Raw genomic sequence first — 17,814 nt, 5'->3', positions numbered from 1 at the left:
CCCCGCAAGGGGGGAGATTGGCAGTTCCGCTGGCGGCGTCTCAACGTTGATGGTTGGCGAAAACGGTAGCGACCTCTGATCTCCCCCCTTGCGGGGGAGATGGCCGGCAGGCCAGAGGGGGGTGTGAAGGATCGCCGACGTCATCACGTTAAATTCAATCAAGCCACAGCCATCTGCTGCAAGCTCACCAGCCGCTGAATGCCCTTCTTGGCAAGGCCCATCAGCTCCGCGAACTGCCCTTCCGAGAAAGGCTCGCCCTCGGCGGTGCCCTGGATCTCGACGATGCCGCCCTTGCCGGTCATGACGAAATTGGCGTCGGTGCCGGCAGATGAATCCTCGATGTAGTCGAGGTCGATGACCGGCTGGCCGTCATGGATGCCGCAGGAAATTGCCGCGACATGGTCCTTCAGCACCTTGGCAACACTGGCCATCTGCCGCGCTTCCATCCAGCGCAGGCAATCGTAGAGCGCCACCCAGCCGCCGGTGATCGAGGCCGTGCGGGTGCCGCCATCGGCCTGGATGACGTCGCAGTCGACGGTGATCTGCTGTTCGCCCAGTGCCTGCAGGTCGACAACGGCGCGCAAGGAGCGGCCGATCAGCCGCTGGATTTCCAGCGTGCGGCCGCCTTGCTTGCCGGCCGAGGCTTCACGGCGCATGCGCTCGCCGGTCGAACGCGGCAGCATGCCGTATTCCGCCGTCACCCAGCCCTTGCCGGAATTGCGCATCCAGCCCGGCACCTTTTCCTCCAGGCTCGCCGTGCACAACACATGCGTGTCGCCGAATTTCACCAGGCACGAGCCCTCGGCGTGTTTGGAGACGCCGCGCTCGAAGGAGATGGCGCGCATTTCGTCGGCTTGGCGTTTGGAAGGGCGCATCGAGGCCTCTTTCTGTTCTTTTTACGGTTGCGTCGGCGGCTTGTAGACGCATGCAGCCCATGGCGCAAAGGAAAAGGCCCCATATAGACGCCGGGTTGCGCGGGAGCGATGGAAGTCTATATCCTTGGGCCGGAGGTTTTTGGCTCGAATGACCAAGGCAGTCACCGAACCCAGTCTGCTGGCGCCCGCGCTGCAATCGCTCGACATGCGTTCGCGCGACATTTTTAGGCGCATCGTCGAATCCTATTTGAAGGACGGTGAGCCTGTGGGATCGCGCAGCCTGTCGCGCATCCTGCCGTCGTCGCTGTCGCCGGCCACCATCCGCAACGTGATGAGCGACCTCGAGCATCTCGGCCTGATCTATGCCCCGCACATCTCGGCCGGGCGCCTGCCGACCCAGACCGGCCTGCGCTTCTTCGTCGATGCCTTCATGGAGCTTGGCGATCTCTCCGACGAGGAACGCCGGGTCATCGAGGCGCAGGTGCGCGCCTCCGGCTCGGGCGCGACGCTGGAACACATGCTGACCGAGGCCAGCCAGATGCTGTCGGGCATGTCGCGCGGCGCCGGCCTGGTGCTCGCCACCAAGAACGAGGTGGCGCTGAAGCACATCGAGTTCATCCAGCTCGAGCCGACCAAGGCGCTGGCGGTGATGGTGTCGCAGAATGGCGATGTCGAGAACCGCGTCGTCGACCTGCCGGCCGGCATCACCGTCTCGCAGCTGCACGAGGCCTCCAACTTCCTCAACGCCCATATCAGGGGCCGCACGCTCGCCGAGGCGCGCATCGAGATCGCCCGCATCAAGGACGAGACCAGGGCAGCGCTGGACACGTTGTCGCAGGACCTGGTCGAGAAAGGCCTGGCGGTGTGGGCCGGCGCCGACAGCGGCCTGCCGGCGCGCCTTATCGTGCGCGGCCGCGCCAATTTACTCGAAAACGTCACCGCCCAGGCCGATATCGAATTGCTGCGCCACCTGTTCGAGGATCTGGAGACGCAGGACGGGCTGATCCAGCTGCTCGACCTCGCCGAGGACGGCCCCGGCGTGCGGATCTTCATCGGCTCGGAAAACAAGCTGTTCTCGCTCTCCGGCTCGTCGCTGGTCGTGGCACCTTACCGCGACAAGGACGCCCGCGTCGTCGGCGCGCTCGGCGTCATCGGCCCGACCAGGCTGAATTATGCCCGCATCGTGCCGATGGTCGACTACACGGCCCAATTGATTACCCGGATGTTAAGATAATTCCGAAGCCGTGATCACCGTAAAGGAGGGCGCAGAATGGCGCTTGAATCGTTCAAGGCCCAGATCAGCATGCTGCTCGAAGAAATGGTCAACCAGCCGGAGGACGAGCACGAAATCCAGGAGCAGCTGCGCGAAAAACTGCGCGAAATGCGCGCCATGGGATTGCCGCTGCCGGAAGATCTTGTCGAATTGGAAAAGCGTCTCGACGACGATCTGGACGTCGAAGAGGAAAGTTGAGCGGTTCTCTCGTCGAATCTGCGCGCGCACGCTTCTCTTTTGCGGCGGCCGCACAATATCTCCCTTGTCGTGACGCGCCGACGGCGCGAGTTCGAGGAGAACAGCATGATCCGGATTGCCGGCTTCGCAGGCCTTGCCCTGCTTCTGGCCACCAGCGCCTTCGCCCAGCAGGCTGATCAACTGCTGCTGACCGGCAAGGACGCTTTCGGCGACTGGAAGGCCGACAAGCCAGGTGTGCGCCGGCTGATTAGGCCGGATGATCTGCAAAAGCCCAACATCACCGAATCCGCCTCCAACAGCGCCGGCCTTGGCGATCGGCCCGAGGGCGCGAAGCCCGTCCTGCCGCCTGGGTTTTCGGCCGAACTGGTTGCTTCCGGCATTTCCAATCCGCGGGTCGTGCGCGTGGCGCCGAACGGCGACCTGTTCGTCGCCGACAGTGACGCCAACCAGATCCGCGTCTATCGGCTGGCCAAGGGTAGCGCGAAGCCGGCCGAAGAGGGCATTTTTGCCGACAATCTCAACCAGCCCTATGGCATCGCCTTCTACCCGCCTGGCGACAAGCCGCAATGGGTCTACGTCGCCAACAATGACAGCGTGGTCCGCTACGCCTATCGCGACGGCGACCTTAAAGCCTCCGGCGAACCGGAGACGATTGTCTCCGACATCCCTACCGGCGGCCACTGGACCCGCGATATCGCCTTCTCGCCGGACGGGAAGACGCTGTATCTCTCGGTCGGCTCCGGATCTAACGTCGCGGAGGGCATGGGGAAGGCACCGAATAGCGGCCTTGACGCCTGGGCAAAATCACAGCCACTCGGCGCCACCTGGGGTTCCGAGGATGGCCGTGCCGACGTGCTGGCCTTCGGCCCCGACGGCAACAATGGCCGCATCCTCGCTACCGGCCTGCGCAATTGTTCGGGCATGACCGTGCAGCCGGCGACCGGCGCGGTGTGGTGTGTCGTCAACGAGCGCGACGGTCTCGGCGACGATGTGCCGTTCGAATATGCCACCTCCGTCAAGGACGGCGCCTTCTATGGCTGGCCCTGGTATTATATCGGCGCCAACGAGGACCCGCGTCACGAGGGCGCGCGCCCAGACCTCGCCGGCTCGGTCACCGTGCCCGACGTGCTGATGCAGGCGCATTCGGCGCCGCTCAACATCGCCTTCTATGACGGCGGCAATTTCCCGGCAGAGTACAAGGGTGACGCCTTCGTCGCCCTGCACGGCTCCTGGAACCGTGGTATGAGGACCGGCTACAAGGTGGTGCGGCTGAGATTCAGCGACGGCAAGCCGACCGGCGAGTACCAGGATTTCATCACCGGCTTCGTCCTCTCCGACGACGCCGTCTGGGGCCGGCCGGTCGGCGTCGCGGTGGCCAGGGACGGTGCGCTTATCGTCACCGAGGATGGCAACGGCACCATCTGGCGCATCACCCATGTCGACGGCCCGTCCTGAGCCGGCGAACAGCGCAATCCGGCCCTAATGCACGTCCCGATGGATCACCTTGGGATAGGTATGGATCACCTCGGCCGATGAGACACGGTCATCGAAACCGGTATCCCTGAGATTGAAGAGGCCGACCGAGCCGAAGGACTTCTTCGCCCCTTGCGCGAAGCGGCCGTCGCTGAAATCGTGTTCGTAAAGCGTCACCGTGACGTGGCCGGCATTGAGCTTCGGCACGTAAACACTGCTGATGGTGTCGTTGGCGACGCCAAGCTGGTTGACGTTGAAGCGATAGAGGTCCTGCACCATGCGCCGGGCCGCATTGCCATTGATCATCCAGTATTCGCGGCGCGAAGCGCGGTTCGGGTCGATGAGTTTGAGCGGCGCCTTGCGGCCAAGCCCGAGCCAGTGCTCGAACACCATCACATTGGCGCCCCACGGATAGGGATAGTTGGACTTGTCGATGATGCGTGGCGGGCCATCCTCGGCAATCTCGGCGGTATCGACATAGTCCAGCCATTGCAGCTGGAACGACGCTTCCACGTTGAGGTCGGTACTGCGCGGATCGGCAGGGATGATGCGCCAGTCGGAGACCGGCGGATATTTGGTGTCGAGGTCGATGTAGAATTCGCCTTTGGCGGTGTCGTCGGGGTCTATCTTTTGCGGTCCGTCACGCTCCATCGCCACCAGTCGCACCTTGAACCGGTTGTTGACTACCAGCGGATAGATCATCGGACGAATGGGGTGAGCGCCAGGGTCCCGGCTGTCGGTAAAATATCCAGTCTGCGGAACGACATCGCTATCGCCCTTGTCGAACAGGCTGAAAGCCTGACGCCCCTCGAACCACAGATACCATTCCAGCTCGTGGACGTGACCGCGTGCTTCGGAATAGTTGTTGGGCATCCACTTCATGAGCTGGATGTGAAGTCTTTTGGCTAACATGGGTGCTCCTGCCGTTCGGAGCCATGCGAGATAGCCGACCGCCTTCGAGGCGTAAGTGAACCATCTCTCGCTTTCAGGCGATGATGACCGGCTTTCATGTCCTGCTTGGCGCAATCGAATCCGTTTTGCCGTTGCAGGCTTTTCATGGCATCAGAGTCGTTTCACGAGGTGCGACCGTCATGACCCTCACCGGCTTCCTTGCCTATAGTGCTGCGCTGGGCATCGCCGCCGCCATTCCCGGCCCCGGCGTCACCGCGCTTGTGGCGCGGGCGCTCGGATCCGGCTTCCGCTCGTCGCTGGCGATGTCGTTCGGCCTGATGCTCGGCGACCTCATTTATCTCACCGCGGTGGTGCTCGGCCTTGCCTTTGTCGCGCAAAGCTTCGGCATGGTGTTTCTCGTCATCAAATGGCTGGGCGTCGCCTATCTCGCCTTCCTCGGCTGGCGTTTCTGGACGGCCGGGATCACGCCCGAGACTGTCGAGGCCAGGAAAGGCAAGGGCGGCCTGGTATCGAGCTTCCTTGCCGGCCTCACCGTCACGCTGGGCAACCCGAAGACGATGATCTTCTACCTCGCCATCACGCCGACCATCGTCGACCTGAAGACCATCACGCTCGCCGACTACGGCATCCTGGTCGCGCTCACCGTTATCGTGCTCTTCGTGGTGCTTGTGCCCTATCTGGCGCTGGCCGCCAAGGCGCGCTGGTTCCTGAAATCGCCGCGCTGAAGGCGCTGAACCGCACCGCCGCTGGCTTCATGGTGGGCGCGGCCGCAGCCATTGCCGCACGTCAGTAGATCGGTTCAGGCAATTCATTCCGCCGATCGGTCCATCCGGAAATGCGGCTTCGGAAGGCAAGCGTTTTCAGCAAGCGGCCCACTCGATATTTTCGGCCGGCAGCCTATCTTGCGCGGGCGAAAGCCTTATTCTGTCCGCCGACGCCAATTGCCTGATCTGATTTGGGAGCGAAACCAATGAACAAGCCTTCCGCGCGCGTGCCCGGCCGCGGCCGTGTCTACAACTCGATCACCGAGACGATCGGCGACACGCCGCTGGTGCGGCTCGACAAGTTCGCCAAGGAGAAGGGCGTCGTTGCCAACCTTCTTGCCAAGCTCGAATTCTTCAATCCGATCGCCTCGGTCAAGGACCGCATCGGCGTTTCGATGATCGAGGCGCTGGAAGCGTCGGGCCGGATCAAACCCGGCAAGACGACGCTGATCGAGCCGACCTCCGGGAATACCGGTATCGCGCTCGCCTTCGCCGCTGCCGCCAAGGGCTACAAGCTGATACTGACCATGCCCGAAACCATGTCGGTGGAGCGCCGCAAGATGCTGGCGCTGCTCGGCGCCGAACTGGTGCTGACGGAAGGGCCGAAAGGCATGAAGGGCGCCATCGCCAAGGCGGACGAGCTGGCCGCCACCTTGCCCGACGCCGTCATCCCGCAGCAGTTCGAAAACCCGGCCAACCCGGAGATCCACCGCCGCACCACCGCTGAGGAGATCTGGAACGACACCGATGGCGGGGTCGACATCTTCGTCGCCGGCATCGGTACCGGCGGCACGATCACCGGCGTCGGCCAGGTGCTGAAGCAACGCAAGCCCTCGGTGCATGTCGTCGCCGTCGAGCCGGAGGCCTCGCCGGTGCTGTCGGGCGGCCAGCCCGGCCCGCACAAGATCCAGGGCATCGGCGCCGGCTTTGCGCCCAAGATCCTCGACACCTCGATCTATGACGAGATCGTCAAGGTCTCCAACGAGGATTCGGTCGCCAACGCCCGCCTCGTCGCCCGCCTTGAAGGCGTGCCGGTCGGCATCTCGTCGGGCGCTGCCCTGCAGGCCGCCATCGCCGTCGGGTCGCGGCCGGAGAACAAGGGCAAGAACCTAGTGGTGATCATCCCGTCCTTCGCCGAGCGCTATCTGTCGACGATCCTGTTCGACGGGCTGGGGGCTTAACGTCTTAACTGGATAGGCGGCGATCCTTCGCACCCCCCTCTGCCCTGCCGGGCATCGGGGGGTGCTGTCCCTCCGACATCGGAAGTCTCATGGCTGGACCGCAGAAAACCCGGCCGTGGCGTCCGCCACCGGCTTGAGCGGGAGGCGGCTTCAGGGTCAAATCGCCCCGGCCTGCTTCGCGCGGGCAGGGGGAGAATCACATGTACAAGCTTTACACGCGCCCAGGCAGCGGCGGTTTTGTCGTCGAGGCCGCATTGGCGCTGGCAAACGCGCAATTCGACCAGATCGACGTGCCGAAGAAGGATCCGCCGGACCCGGCTTTCCTCGACATCAGCCCGTTGAACCAGGTTCCGGTGCTGACCTTGCCCAACGGTCAATCGATAACCGAATCGGCGGCGATCTGCATCCTGCTTGCCGAGCGCCATCCGGAGGCGGGTCTGGCGCCGGCCGCCGGATCGCCGGATCGCGCCGGTTTCCTGCGCTGGATGGCGTTCATGTCATCGGTGCTCTACCCCGCCATCCTGCGCCTCTACTATGCCCATCGCTACACCACCGATGCCGACGGCAAGAAAGCCGTCAAGCAGGCAGCCATTGCCGAGATGGACCGCGGCTTCGCCATTGTCGATGCAGCCCTCGAGGGGCGCGGCTGGCTGGTCGGCGACGCGATGTCGCTGGCCGACGTCTACCTCGTCATGCTGGTGGCCTGGCACCCCGATATGGACAAGGCGCGAGCCGACTGGCCGAACATCGAACGCTTATGGTCGGCGCTGCGCGCGCATCCGCTGATGAAACGGCTCAACACCACGCATGAGATGTGGCCGGCCTGAACGGACGCTTCAATTTCGCAGGATCGCCCGTTTCGCCTGCAGGAAGCGGCGCACGGCGGGGTCGCGTTCAAGGCCGATCGCCCGGTCATAGGCTTCGACCGCTTGCGCCGCATTGCCGAGCCTGGCCAGCAGGCCGGCGCGAGCGGCCCAATAGGGCTGATAGTCGTTGAGCCGCTTGTCGTCGCCCAGCACGTAGAGCGCCGCCAGTCCTGCCGCCGCCCCTTCGGCCTCGGCAATCGCCACGGCGCGGTTGATCGAAATCACCGGCGAGCCTGATATCGCCGACAGCGCATCGTAGAAGTTACGGATCGCCGCCCAATCGGTTTGGCCGGTCCGTCGCCGCGTCGCATGCACCGATTGTACCGCCGCTTCGAGCTGGTAGCGGCCGATGACGCCCATGGTGGCGGCGTGGCCCAGCAGCGCCTCGGCTTCGTCGATCAGCGCGTGATCCCAAAGACGGCAATCCTGTTCGGCGAGCGGCACATAATCTCCAGCCGCATCGCGCCGCGCCGGGCGGCGCGCCTCGGCAAACAGCATCAGCGCCAGCAGGCCGAGCGCTTCCGGTTCGTCCGGCATCAGCGATGCCACCAGCCGCCCGAGCCAGATGCCTTCGGTCGCCAGATTGCGCGCTCTCGTCTCGGTCCCTGCCGGGTCGGTCCAGCCTTCGGCGAAAGCCGCGTAGATCGCTTCCAGCACCGTTCCCAGCCGCTCGCCGAGTTCGGCGCGATCCGGCACGCGGAACGGAATGCCGATCTCGCGGATGCGGCTCTTGGCGCGCACCAGACGCTGGCCCATCGTCGCCGGCGAAACCAGGAAGGCCGAGGCGATCGTCGCCGCGTCGAAACCCAGAACCGTCTGCAGGATCAGCGGCGCCCGCACGCTGGCTTCGATCGCCGGATGCGCACAGGCAAACATCAGCCTGAGACGTTCGTCGGGAAGGTCTTCGTCTTCCATGCTCGCCTCCATCTCCTCGGCCATCAGCTTGAGATGGTCGCGGCTCGCCTCGCTGGTCAGCCGACGGCGCACCGCGTCGACGCGCCGCCGGCGCGCCACGGCCAGCAGCCATGCTTCCGGCTTGTCGGGCACGCCGGTCTGTGGCCAGCGCTCCAGCGCCGCGGCGAAGGCCTCGGCCAGCGCGTCCTCGGCGCCGGCCACGTCGCGGGTGCGCGCCGCTAGCCAGGCGACCAGCTTGCCGTAACTCTGCCGGGCGGCCGCTTCGGCCGCCGCCCGCGCGATCTCCGGGCGATTGTCCATCACGGTTTCATTTCTTGGGCATGTAGTCGGCCATTTCCCAGATCGGCCGCAACTCGACCGTGCCGGCGCTCGCCGCCGGACAGCGCGCCGCCCACTCGATGGCGGTATCGATATCGGCCGCCTCGATCATGTAGAAGCCGGCAAGCTGCTCCTTGGTGTCGGCATAGGGGCCGTCGATCACGTTGGTCTTGCCGTCTGTGATCCGCACCGAGGTGGTCGCCTGGGTCGGGCGCAACCGTTCGCCGGCGAGCCATGCGCCGGATTTCTTCAACGCTTCGGTATAGGCGGCATATGCTGCGCTCATCTGCTGAGCCTTCTCGATTGGCGTGTTCGCCTGCGCGGCTTCGTCGCTGTTGATCAAAAGCATGTATCGCATGGGTCTTCTCCCGTGGTTTCGAAGGCCGCGTCCTAGCGGGGCCAGACGTATGTCGCGCGGCGGCGGCCGATTTCGACAGGCTTCAGAAAAAACTTTCGCCTCCGCCAGGAGATTTCGCAAGGACCAGATGTTCCTTCGTCTGCTGGCGGATGACCGGCAGCGGACTGGCCGTGGCTCCGCACAGCACTATCCTCTGTCGTTGGCGGGCACGTCACACGAGGCGTGGGAGAAGAGAATGGAACTCGTGACCCACAAGAAATTCAAGAACGGCCGGTTGATGCCATGGGGCAAAGGCACGGTCGTCAGCGGTGCGAAAGGCACCGTCTATCTCTGCGGCAACACCGCGACATCGGCTGACTACGATCCGGCCGGCAAGAAGGGTGGCGGCTTCGCCGGCGATGCCGCGGCGCAGTGGCGGGAAGTTCTCGGCAACATCAAATCGGATCTGGAAGAACTTGGCAGCGGGCTCGACCATCTCATCAGGCTGACCTTTTTCGTCAAAGGGCCATTTCCCGACGGCGGCGTCCTCAGCTCGCCTAATTTTCGTCTCGACGTGCTGGACGCGCTTTTCGCCGAGCATTGTCCGAAGCATTGCAGCGACAACAATCCGCCGCCTTCGGAGGTAATCGGCGTCGCAGCGCTTGCCCAGGCAGACATCGTCATCGAGATCGTCGCCGTCGCGGCGCTGCCGGACTGAGGCGCGAACGAACAGGCCGGCCTTGCGCGACGTCGCCGTTGCGATCGAAGCGCGTCGGCACGAGCGGCGGCGCCGCGCCGGTGCGGGTTTTGCACCAGGCCTCGGCTTTGGCCAGTGAGCGCCCGGCGACGAGCAGGATCAGGCGTGGCTCGCTCTCCAGCAATTGCACGATGCGGCCGCCGAAAATGCCATAGCCGCCAACGACCAGAAGCCTCATGGCGCCGCTCTTTTTGCGTATGTCGTTTTCCCGGAACCGAGGTCACTTTTGGGTGACAGGCGATTAGCCGATCACGCGCGCACGTATCGCGGCGGACAGGATCTCGCAACTGTCCTTGCGGCCGAACATGGCGTAGCGGTTTTTGGCGATGCGTTCGTAGAGCCAGTCACGCAAGGGGCGCGGGATGAGCAGCAGGGCCTTCGCCGCCCGCCACGGCCAGCCGAGTTCGGCCATCACCGCGATGAAACTGTCCAGCCGCATGAAGGGAGCGCCGCCGACAAGGACCAGATTGGTCTCGTAGCTGTCGGTGCGCAGCCCGTATCTCTGGAACAGCGCCTCGCCGAAGGGCGACTGCGCCGTGGCGAAGCGGAAGCGGTTTTTGCGGTCGAGCCCGACCACCGTGCGTACGAAGCCCGAGCACAGCACGCAGACGCCGTCGAAAACGATCAATGGCTGGCTGGCATCGAAGGGTTCAGGAGAAGAAGTCACGGGACGTCCGGCAGCTTGTGTCTTCAGACACTAAGCCCGCCGGCAGCGGGATCAAAGCCGCGGCGTTGTCGCACGGCTTCTCGCGGCCAGCGCGGGGCGCTCGGCGCGATAGGTGGTTGCGCGGGGATCGGCCTCCGGTCTGCAGATCCGGCTGTCGTGACGCGTTTCGAATGTCATGATCAATGCGCGCCGAGCGAGCTGCCGCGACGGGCGCAGGCCGGACCCGGGCCGCGCATGTAGTAGCGCTCCGGCCGATAGGTCGGCGCGATGAACTCACGGATGGCGGCGGCATAGCCGGCGATGTGGCCCCAGAATTTCATTTTACTCAAGTCCCTGTCCCGATTTTCGGATGTCCCGTCCGATTGCGGGGATCATAGCGTCGAGGCGTGAATAGTCGGTGAACACGATGTTAATCTTTGGTCGAAAACCCCATGCTTCGTGGCCGGAATGCGGCTGTTTGGGGGTCTTTCGGTGTGGTTCGTCGCCATTTCCGGCATTGTGACTTTTGCATCACATATGTTTCGTATGGATGTCGCTTGAGCGCGGTTCTGTTTCAGATTTGGCGAGCCTCTCGAAATTTCCATGCTCGCTGCCGAAATGCCCCTGGCTGCGCGCCCGGAACCGGAACGGGCCTTGCCCGTTCTCGCTTGAACCGCATCGCGCAGGAGTTCGCCATGGCACCTCGCCCCGCCTGGAAGGGCTATCTGAAACTGTCGCTGGTCACCTGCGCTGTCGAACTGACCAACGTCGTCACCCACGCCGAAAAAGTTTCGTTCCGGGTGCTCAACCGCGAGACCGGCAACACGGTCAAGCGCATCTATGTCGATTCTGAAACCGGCAAGCCGCTGGGCGATGGCGACGAGATCAGGGGCTATGAGGTGAGCCCCGGTGAGTTCGTCCATATCGAGGACGAAGAGATCGAAGCGGTGCAGATCGAGTCCTCGCACACGATGGCGCTGGATGGCTTCGTCGACAAAGCCTCGATAGAGCAGATCTATCTCGACACGCCCTATTATGTCACGCCCGCCGACAAGGTGTCGGAGGAGGCCTTTGCCGTCATTCGCGATGCCATGGCGGACAAGAAGATGGCCGGGCTGGCGCGCGTCGTGCTCTATAGCCGCGAGCGGCCCGTGGTCATCGAGCCGCGCGGCAAAGGCATGGTGCTGACCACCTTGCGCTACGGCAACACGGTGCGGGAGCCGGAGAGCATCTTCGGCGACATCAAGGCGGTGAAGACCGACCAGGAGATGACCGATATGGCCGAACGCATCATCGACAAGAAGAAGGGGAAGTTCGATCCGTCGACATTCGAGGACAAGTATGAGGACGCGCTGCTCGAACTGATCCGCGCCAAGAAGGCCGGCAAGAAGGCTCCGAAAGCGCAGGCCGCGCCCAAGCCGTCCAATGTCGTCAATCTGTTCGACGCGCTGAAGAAGAGCCTGTCCGATGGCGGCCAGGCGGAAGGCCCGGCGAAGAAGGCCAAGCCGGCGGCAAAAAGCGGCAAGGCGAAAGCTTCTGCGCCCAAGCGCAAGTCGGCTTGAGGGTCGGCGCCGTGGCCAGCCTCGAACAATATCAGTCCAAGCGCGATTTCAAGAAGACGGCCGAGCCGGCGGGCAAGGTCGCGCGCGGCAAGCAGCCCGGCGGCATCTTCGTCGTCCAGAAGCACGACGCGACCAGGCTGCATTATGATTTCCGCCTTGAGCATGATGGCGTGTTGTGGAGCTGGGCGGTGACGCGAGGCCCGAGCCTCGACCCGCACGAAAAGCGGCTGGCCGTGCATGTCGAGGACCACCCGATCGACTATGCCGGCTTCGAGGGCACCATTCCCAAGGGCGAGTATGGCGGCGGCACCGTCATCGTCTGGGACGAAGGCACATGGACGCCAGAGATCGACCCCGCCAAGGCGATGAAGAAGGGCCATATCGACTTCGAACTCAACGGCCAGAAGCTGAATGGGCGGTGGCATCTGGTCAGGTTAAGACCCCGCCCGGGCGAAAAGCGCGACAACTGGCTGCTGATCAAATCCGACGATGCCGCCGCCCGCCCCGGCGAGGATATCCTGAAGGGCGCACCGAAATCGGTGAAGTCCGGCCTGACCATCGAAGAGGTCGCGGAAGGCAAGACCGCCGACGGCAAGAAGCCGAAGGTCTGGCACTCCAACAAGCCTGCGGCATCCAGCAAGGCGAAAGCCGGCAAGCGCCTCGACTTCGTCGAGCCGCAACTGGCGACGCTGGAGCGCGAGGCGCCGCCCGGCGAGGACTGGCTGCATGAGGTCAAATTCGACGGTTACCGCATGCAGGCGCAGATCGCCGGCACGGAGGTACGGCTGCTGACCCGCACCGGCCTCGACTGGACGGAGAAATTCGGCCCCGAGATCGTCGCGGAACTGGCCCAGCTGAAATGCAGCGACGCCATCATCGACGGCGAGATCGTCGTGCTCGCCGACAGCGGCGTTTCGTCTTTCTCGCTGCTGCAGCAGGATCTCTCCGCCAATCGAACCGACCGCTTCACCTACTATGTGTTCGACCTGATGCGGCTTGACGGCAAGGATTTGCGCCGCGAGCCGCTGGTCGAGCGCAAGCAGGCGCTGCAGGAGCTGCTCGGCGAGACGGCCGAAAATGCCGCTGTTCGCTTCAGCGACCATTTCGCCGAGCCCGGCAAGATCATGCTGCAGCACGCCTGCCGCATGGGCCTCGAAGGCATCGTCTCCAAGCGCGCCGGTGCGCCCTACCGCAGCGGCCGTGGCCCAAGCTGGGTGAAGTCGAAATGCACGGCCCGCCAGGAATTCGTCATCGGCGGGTATCTGCCCTCGGACAAGACCGGCCGCGGCCTGCGTTCGCTGCTGGTCGGCTACCACGAGGGCGGCAAGCTCCACTATGCCGGCCGCGTCGGCACGGGCTTCACAGCCAGGAGCGCCACCGATTTGAAGAAAAAACTCGATGCGCTGAAGGCAGACGCCTCGCCGTTTGCCGCCGCGGTGCCAAAGGGCAAGGGTTTGGTCTGGGTCAGGCCCGAACTTGTCGGCGAAGTGGAGTTCCGCAGCTGGACCTCGGACCGTATAATACGCCACGCGTCGTTCCAGGGACTGCGCGAGGACAAGCCGGCGGAGGAAGTCGTGCAGGAAAAGCCATCGAAGGCGGCAAACAAGGCAAAGCCGGCGGCAGGCGGCGCCGGCAAGGCCGCCGGGGCTAAGGCGCCCGCGACGATCACGACCAGCGTAAAACTATCCCATCCCGACAAGCTGCTGTGGCCCGAGGAAAAAATATCCAAGCAGGACTTGCTCGAACACTACGCGCTGGTCTGGCCGCGCATGGAGCAGTTCATCGTCAACCGGCCGCTCAGCCTGGTCAGGGCGCCGGATGGCATCGGCGGTCCGCGCTTCTTCCAGAAACATGCTTCGGCAGGCATGAGCGACAAGATTGCCCGCATGAAGGACCCGACCGATGGCGAGGAAATCCTGTTCATCCGCGATTTCGACGGCCTTGCCGCTCTGGTCCAGTACGGCGTGGTCGAGGTCCACATCTGGGGCTGCAAGATCGATGAGCTGGAAAAGCCGGATCAGATCATCTTCGATCTCGATCCCGACGAAGGCGTCGACGTCAAGGCGGTGCGCGAGGCCGCGCTCGACATCAGAGGCAAGCTCGACGATCTGTCGCTGCCGAATTTCGTCAAGCCGTCAGGCGGCAAGGGCTATCACGTGCTGGTGCCGCTGAAGCCGTCGGCGGAATGGGAGGCGGTCAAAACCTTCTCGCATGATTTCGCCAAGGCGCTGGAGCAGGCCGCGCCCGACCGCTACACGGCGACGCTGTCGAAAAAGGCGCGCACCGGAAAAATCTTCGTCGACTATCTGCGCAATGGCAGGGGCTCGACCACCGTCGCGCCCTACTCTTCCCGCGCCAAGAAGGGCGCGACGGTCTCGGTACCGGTGACGTGGGCGGAGGTTGAAAAAGGGTTGGCGCCGAATTCCTTCCCGATCGGCGACAAGACGACGCTGAAGGAATTGGAGAAGGCCGATCCGTGGGCGGATTTCTTCGAGCAGGCGAAGGTGCTGAAGCGGGGGTGAGCGTCGCGCGCCTCACCTGCTACGCAAGCGTTCCGTCACACCCCCCTCTGTCCTCAAGGGGGGAGATTGGCAGCTTCGAGGCGCAGCTCACCTTTACGATGTTCGAGATTGGCGAAAGCTGTTGAGCGCGTAATCTCCCCCCTTGAGGGGGAGATGGCCGGCAGGCCAGAGGGGGGGTGCTGTCCCGCCAGCGTCGCCCAATTAGCGCTGCCGAACCTCTACGCCAAAAACACCCGCTCGAACGCCTGCTTCCCCGGCGGTGAAAACACCACCGCGCGGCTGTCCTTCTCCCGCCTTGCCCATTTCTCCGCCAGGATCTTGTCCAGAATAGCCGCGCCCAGCGTTCCCGCAAGGTGCGAGCGGCGCACGCTCCAGTCGAGGCAGGCGCGGCAGACCGGCCGGCGCGGCTTGGCGCCGACGCCGATGCCGATGGCCGAAAAATGCGAGGCTGCTGCTGGCCCCAGCCTCATCTCATTGTCGTCGCGCAACAGGATGCCGCGCGCGACGAACCGGTCCAGCATCGCCACCGCATGTTCGCCGGCGAGGTGGTCGTAGCAGACACGGGCGACGCGCATGGCGCCGTCGCGCGGGCCGGGCCGCACCCGCTTGGGGCCGACCGCTTCGGCCACCCCGGTGATCGCCTCGATCATGCCTGCCACCTGCGGCCCCGCGAGGCCGTAATAGCGATGCCGGCCCTGGCTGGCCAAGGTCAGCAGCCCGCCCTCCATCAGTTTCGACAGATGCGAGGACGCCGTCGGCAGCGAGACGCCGGCCTCCAGCGCCAGTTCGCTGGCCGTCAAAGCCGTGCCGCCCATCAGCGCATTCAGCATGTTTGCCCGCGCCGGATCGCCGACCAGGCTGGCGATGCGGGCAATGTCGGGTCCTTCACGCATAGTTAGGTCTCCATCGAAGCATTCTCGTCAGATAAGCATTATTGTCGGGCGGGATCAAGGAGAACGCCGATGCCAACCGCTTCCGCCCCACTCGCCAGCCGCCGGCGGTTTCCATTCGTCACCTGGCTGCAACGGCGGCTGCTCGCCCGCTGGTACGACCGCCATGTGCAGCAGCTCGACCTCGCGGAGGTCGACGACCATCTGCTGCGCGATCTCGGCCTGACCGGTGAGGATGTGCGCCGCGAATGCGCAAAATCCTTCTCGCAGGCCTGACCGCCAGCACGTTTGCCTAGCAGACCCTGCGGCACAACGTTTCGAGGCCGCTCGAACTATCCACGCGAAACCCAAGGAGATCACGATGACCATCACTTGCTTCATCCGCTATGAGATCGACCCGTTCGGCAAGCCGGCCTTCGAGCAATATGCCAAGGCCTGGGGCCAGGCGATCCCGCGCTGCGGCGCCGATCTGATCGGCTACTACGCCCCGCATGAGGGCTCGGCCACCACCGCCTACGCCGCCTACAACATCGACAGCCTCGCTGCCTATGAGGCCTACCGCGCTCGTCTCGCCGCCGATCCGGCGGGCAAGGCCAATTACGAATTCGCCCGCCGCGAAAAGTTCATCTTGAAAGAGGACCGCATCTTCCTGAAGCTGGTGTCGGGGCCGCATGGACCGCGGCAGCTGTTCCAGACCGCGGTCAAGGAGGAGATATGATCGCTGTCATCTTCGAGGTGCAGCCGGCTGAGGGAAAGCGCGATGCCTATCTCGGCATCGCCGCGGAACTGCGGCCGCTGCTCAGCGGCATCGATGGCTTCATCTCGATCGAGCGCTTTCAGAGCCTGGGCGATCCCAACCGGGTCCTGTCACTGTCCTTCTGGCGCGACGAGGAAGCGGTGAAAGCCTGGCGCAATACGGAAGAGCATCGGCAGGCGCAGCATGCGGGTCGCGGCGGAATATTTGCCGGCTACCGGCTGCGCATTGCGCATGTGGTGCGGGATTACGGGCTGACGGAGAGGGACGAGGCGCCAGAGGATAGCAGGGCGGTGAATGGGTGACTAGGTATCGGCGTCGCGCCAGGCCCCCTCATCCGGCCGCTTCGCGGCCACCTTCTCCCCGCTGGGGAGAAGAGACTGGCGCAGGCTTCGAAAATCTCCTCTCCCCTCGGGGAGAGGTCAGCCGAGCGAAGCGGAGGCTGGGTGAGGGGGCGCTTGGCGCTCACGCATTCCCGATCAGCACCCCGGCCGCAAACACCAGCGCCCCGCCCAGCACCACCTGAAACGCCGCGCGCAGGAACGGGGTCTGCATGTAGCGGTTCTGCACGAAGGCGATCGCCCACAATTCGAAGAACACCACCACGGCCGCCACCGCCGTCGCCGTCCAGAAATGCGGGATGATGTAAGGCAGCGCGTGGCCCAGCCCACCCAGCGTCGTCATGATGCCGACGGTCAGTCCGCGCTTGATCGGCGAGCCACGCCCTGACAATTTGCCATCGTCGGAAGCGACCTCCGTAAAGCCCATCGAGATGCCGGCGCCGATCGAGGCGGCGAGGCCAACCAGCAGCGTCTGCCAGGTGTCGTGCGTGGCAAACGCTGCGGCAAAGATCGGCGCCAGCGTCGACACCGAGCCGTCCATCAGCCCGGCAAGCCCGGGCTGCACATAGGTCAGGATGAACTGGCGTTGCTCGGCGCTGGCTTCCTCGTCCTTCACCTCGCCCGGCACAAGTTTCTGCTCCAGCCGATGCGCCGAATTCTCATGGCTTTGCTCGGCCGCGGCCAGGTCGCCGAGCAGTTTCCGGGTCGAGGCATCGCCGGTGCGCTTGGCCGCCTCGACATAGAAGCGATAGGCCTGCCGCTCCATCTCTTCGGCTTGGCGCCGCACATGCTCGATGCCGAGCGGCCGCACCAGCCAGTCGGGCTTGCGCTCGTAATAGCCTTTCACGTGCTCGCGGCGCAGCAGCGGAATGCGCTCGCCGAAACGCTTGCGGTAGAGCTCGATCAGGGAATCGCGATGCCCGTCCTCCTCCTCCGCCATCGCCTCGAACACTTTCGCCGATTGCGGAAAACTGTCCGCTAGCCCGTCGGCATAGGCGCGGTAGATGCGCCCGTCATCTTCTTCGGATGAAATTGCCAGGGCCAGGATCTCCTGTTCCGACAGCGTTTCGAAAGGACGGCGGCCGAAACCGAAGACACGGGAAAGCATGAGAAATTCACCCCAGTTTAGAACAATTCTAAACTAGGCGCTACAGTCTCCGCGGTCAATCGCCAGTCAAGAAATGTTGAAGCGCCGGATCGCAACGCGGCCTTCATTATCGGCAAATGTTC

At 64.2% G+C, this 17,814-nt stretch carries 20 protein-coding genes and 1 pseudogene; 12 read left to right on the top strand and 9 right to left on the bottom strand.

Features of this window, described 5'->3' with window-relative positions:
- Positions 1–158: 158 nt before the first annotated feature.
- Complete coding sequence (gene rph / locus NKI46_RS07140) at positions 159–875, bottom strand: ribonuclease PH (protein ID WP_023672052.1); 717 nt, start codon at positions 873–875, stop codon at positions 159–161.
- Positions 876–1,023: 148 nt separating this feature from the next.
- Here rph and hrcA point away from each other — a divergent pair, with 148 nt between their 5' ends.
- From hrcA to NKI46_RS07125, 3 genes are all read left to right on the top strand, one after another.
- The gene (hrcA, locus tag NKI46_RS07135; RefSeq protein ID WP_023681233.1) at positions 1,024–2,109 is read left to right on the top strand and encodes a heat-inducible transcriptional repressor HrcA; all 1,086 of its coding nucleotides are present in this window, start codon (positions 1,024–1,026) and stop codon (positions 2,107–2,109) included.
- Between the two features lie 36 nt (positions 2,110–2,145).
- Positions 2,146–2,346, top strand: a complete 201-nt coding sequence (locus NKI46_RS07130; RefSeq protein WP_023692948.1) for a hypothetical protein — start codon at positions 2,146–2,148, stop codon at positions 2,344–2,346.
- A 105-nt stretch (positions 2,347–2,451) separates the two neighbouring features.
- Positions 2,452–3,801 (top strand): PQQ-dependent sugar dehydrogenase, encoded by a 1,350-nt coding sequence (locus tag NKI46_RS07125; RefSeq protein WP_352745470.1) that lies wholly within the window; start codon positions 2,452–2,454, stop codon positions 3,799–3,801.
- Between the two features lie 24 nt (positions 3,802–3,825).
- Here the strand turns inward: NKI46_RS07125 and NKI46_RS07120 are convergent, their stop codons facing one another.
- A complete protein-coding gene (locus NKI46_RS07120) occupies positions 3,826–4,731 on the bottom strand; it encodes a hypothetical protein (protein ID WP_155927230.1) in 906 nt (301 codons plus the stop codon).
- Positions 4,732–4,910: 179 nt separating this feature from the next.
- On the opposite strand from NKI46_RS07120, the pseudogene NKI46_RS07115 reads away from it, so the two are divergent.
- The 3 genes and pseudogenes from NKI46_RS07115 to NKI46_RS07105 all read left to right on the top strand — a co-directional run bounded on the left by NKI46_RS07115 (position 4,911) and on the right by NKI46_RS07105 (position 7,503).
- A pseudogene (locus NKI46_RS07115) lies at positions 4,911–5,524 on the top strand (LysE family translocator).
- Positions 5,525–5,701: 177 nt separating this feature from the next.
- Positions 5,702–6,676: a cysteine synthase A gene (gene cysK, locus NKI46_RS07110; RefSeq protein ID WP_023672045.1), complete on the top strand. Its 975-nt coding sequence runs from the start codon at positions 5,702–5,704 to the stop codon at positions 6,674–6,676.
- A 200-nt stretch (positions 6,677–6,876) separates the two neighbouring features.
- Positions 6,877–7,503: a glutathione S-transferase family protein gene (locus tag NKI46_RS07105; RefSeq protein ID WP_023755939.1), complete on the top strand. Its 627-nt coding sequence runs from the start codon at positions 6,877–6,879 to the stop codon at positions 7,501–7,503.
- A 9-nt stretch (positions 7,504–7,512) separates the two neighbouring features.
- Here NKI46_RS07105 and NKI46_RS07100 read toward each other — a convergent pair whose 3' ends face one another.
- Both NKI46_RS07100 and NKI46_RS07095 read right to left on the bottom strand, forming a co-directional pair.
- A complete protein-coding gene (locus tag NKI46_RS07100) occupies positions 7,513–8,757 on the bottom strand; it encodes an RNA polymerase sigma factor (RefSeq protein ID WP_286489111.1) in 1,245 nt (414 codons plus the stop codon).
- A gap of 7 nt (positions 8,758–8,764) precedes the next feature.
- Positions 8,765–9,133 (bottom strand): YciI family protein, encoded by a 369-nt coding sequence (locus tag NKI46_RS07095; RefSeq protein ID WP_023744856.1) that lies wholly within the window; start codon positions 9,131–9,133, stop codon positions 8,765–8,767.
- Between the two features lie 235 nt (positions 9,134–9,368).
- Between NKI46_RS07095 and NKI46_RS07090 the strand changes: the two genes are divergently transcribed.
- Positions 9,369–9,830, top strand: coding sequence for a RidA family protein (locus NKI46_RS07090; RefSeq protein WP_023755312.1), 462 nt, complete (start codon positions 9,369–9,371; stop codon positions 9,828–9,830).
- On the opposite strand, the gene NKI46_RS07085 is transcribed toward NKI46_RS07090, so the two are convergent.
- The 3 genes from NKI46_RS07085 to NKI46_RS07075 form a co-directional block, all read right to left on the bottom strand.
- Entirely contained in the window at positions 9,793–10,047 is a 255-nt protein-coding gene (locus tag NKI46_RS07085) for a hypothetical protein (protein WP_023744857.1), read from the bottom strand. The genes NKI46_RS07090 and NKI46_RS07085 overlap by 38 nt on opposite strands.
- Positions 10,048–10,110: 63 nt before the next feature.
- Positions 10,111–10,536 (bottom strand): thiol-disulfide oxidoreductase DCC family protein, encoded by a 426-nt coding sequence (locus NKI46_RS07080; protein WP_031199395.1) that lies wholly within the window; start codon positions 10,534–10,536, stop codon positions 10,111–10,113.
- 179 nt (positions 10,537–10,715) lie between these two features.
- Positions 10,716–10,865, bottom strand: a complete 150-nt coding sequence (locus NKI46_RS07075) for a hypothetical protein (protein WP_196813601.1) — start codon at positions 10,863–10,865, stop codon at positions 10,716–10,718.
- Positions 10,866–11,210: 345 nt separating this feature from the next.
- Between NKI46_RS07075 and ku the strand changes: the two genes are divergently transcribed.
- Both ku and ligD read left to right on the top strand, forming a co-directional pair.
- Positions 11,211–12,077, top strand: a complete 867-nt coding sequence (gene ku / locus NKI46_RS07070; RefSeq protein ID WP_352595245.1) for a non-homologous end joining protein Ku — start codon at positions 11,211–11,213, stop codon at positions 12,075–12,077.
- 11 nt (positions 12,078–12,088) lie between these two features.
- The gene (ligD, locus tag NKI46_RS07065) at positions 12,089–14,599 is read left to right on the top strand and encodes a DNA ligase D (RefSeq protein ID WP_352595243.1); all 2,511 of its coding nucleotides are present in this window, start codon (positions 12,089–12,091) and stop codon (positions 14,597–14,599) included.
- 218 nt (positions 14,600–14,817) lie between these two features.
- Here ligD and NKI46_RS07060 read toward each other — a convergent pair whose 3' ends face one another.
- On the bottom strand, positions 14,818–15,492 hold the full coding sequence (locus NKI46_RS07060) for an ArsR/SmtB family transcription factor (RefSeq protein WP_352595241.1): 675 nt from the start codon (positions 15,490–15,492) through the stop codon (positions 14,818–14,820).
- 69 nt (positions 15,493–15,561) lie between these two features.
- On the opposite strand from NKI46_RS07060, the gene NKI46_RS07055 reads away from it, so the two are divergent.
- The 3 genes from NKI46_RS07055 (at position 15,562) to NKI46_RS07045 (ending at position 16,548) form a co-directional block, all read left to right on the top strand.
- Positions 15,562–15,765 (top strand): DUF1127 domain-containing protein, encoded by a 204-nt coding sequence (locus NKI46_RS07055; RefSeq protein WP_023701917.1) that lies wholly within the window; start codon positions 15,562–15,564, stop codon positions 15,763–15,765.
- 85 nt (positions 15,766–15,850) lie between these two features.
- Positions 15,851–16,207 (top strand): NIPSNAP family protein, encoded by a 357-nt coding sequence (locus NKI46_RS07050; RefSeq protein ID WP_023673248.1) that lies wholly within the window; start codon positions 15,851–15,853, stop codon positions 16,205–16,207.
- Entirely contained in the window at positions 16,204–16,548 is a 345-nt protein-coding gene (locus NKI46_RS07045) for an antibiotic biosynthesis monooxygenase family protein (RefSeq protein WP_023701918.1), read from the top strand. The genes NKI46_RS07050 and NKI46_RS07045 overlap by 4 nt, the downstream gene beginning before the upstream one ends.
- Before the next feature lie 160 nt (positions 16,549–16,708).
- On the opposite strand, the gene mbfA is transcribed toward NKI46_RS07045, so the two are convergent.
- Complete coding sequence (gene mbfA / locus NKI46_RS07040) at positions 16,709–17,692, bottom strand: iron exporter MbfA (RefSeq protein ID WP_023681248.1); 984 nt, start codon at positions 17,690–17,692, stop codon at positions 16,709–16,711.
- Between the last annotated feature and the right edge of the window lie 122 nt (positions 17,693–17,814).

The sequence above is a fragment of the Mesorhizobium sp. M0615 genome (assembly GCF_040320805.1).
In the GTDB taxonomy this organism is placed as follows: Bacteria; Pseudomonadota; Alphaproteobacteria; order Rhizobiales; family Rhizobiaceae; genus Mesorhizobium.
This window is presented reverse-complemented; position numbering and strand designations above follow the sequence as displayed.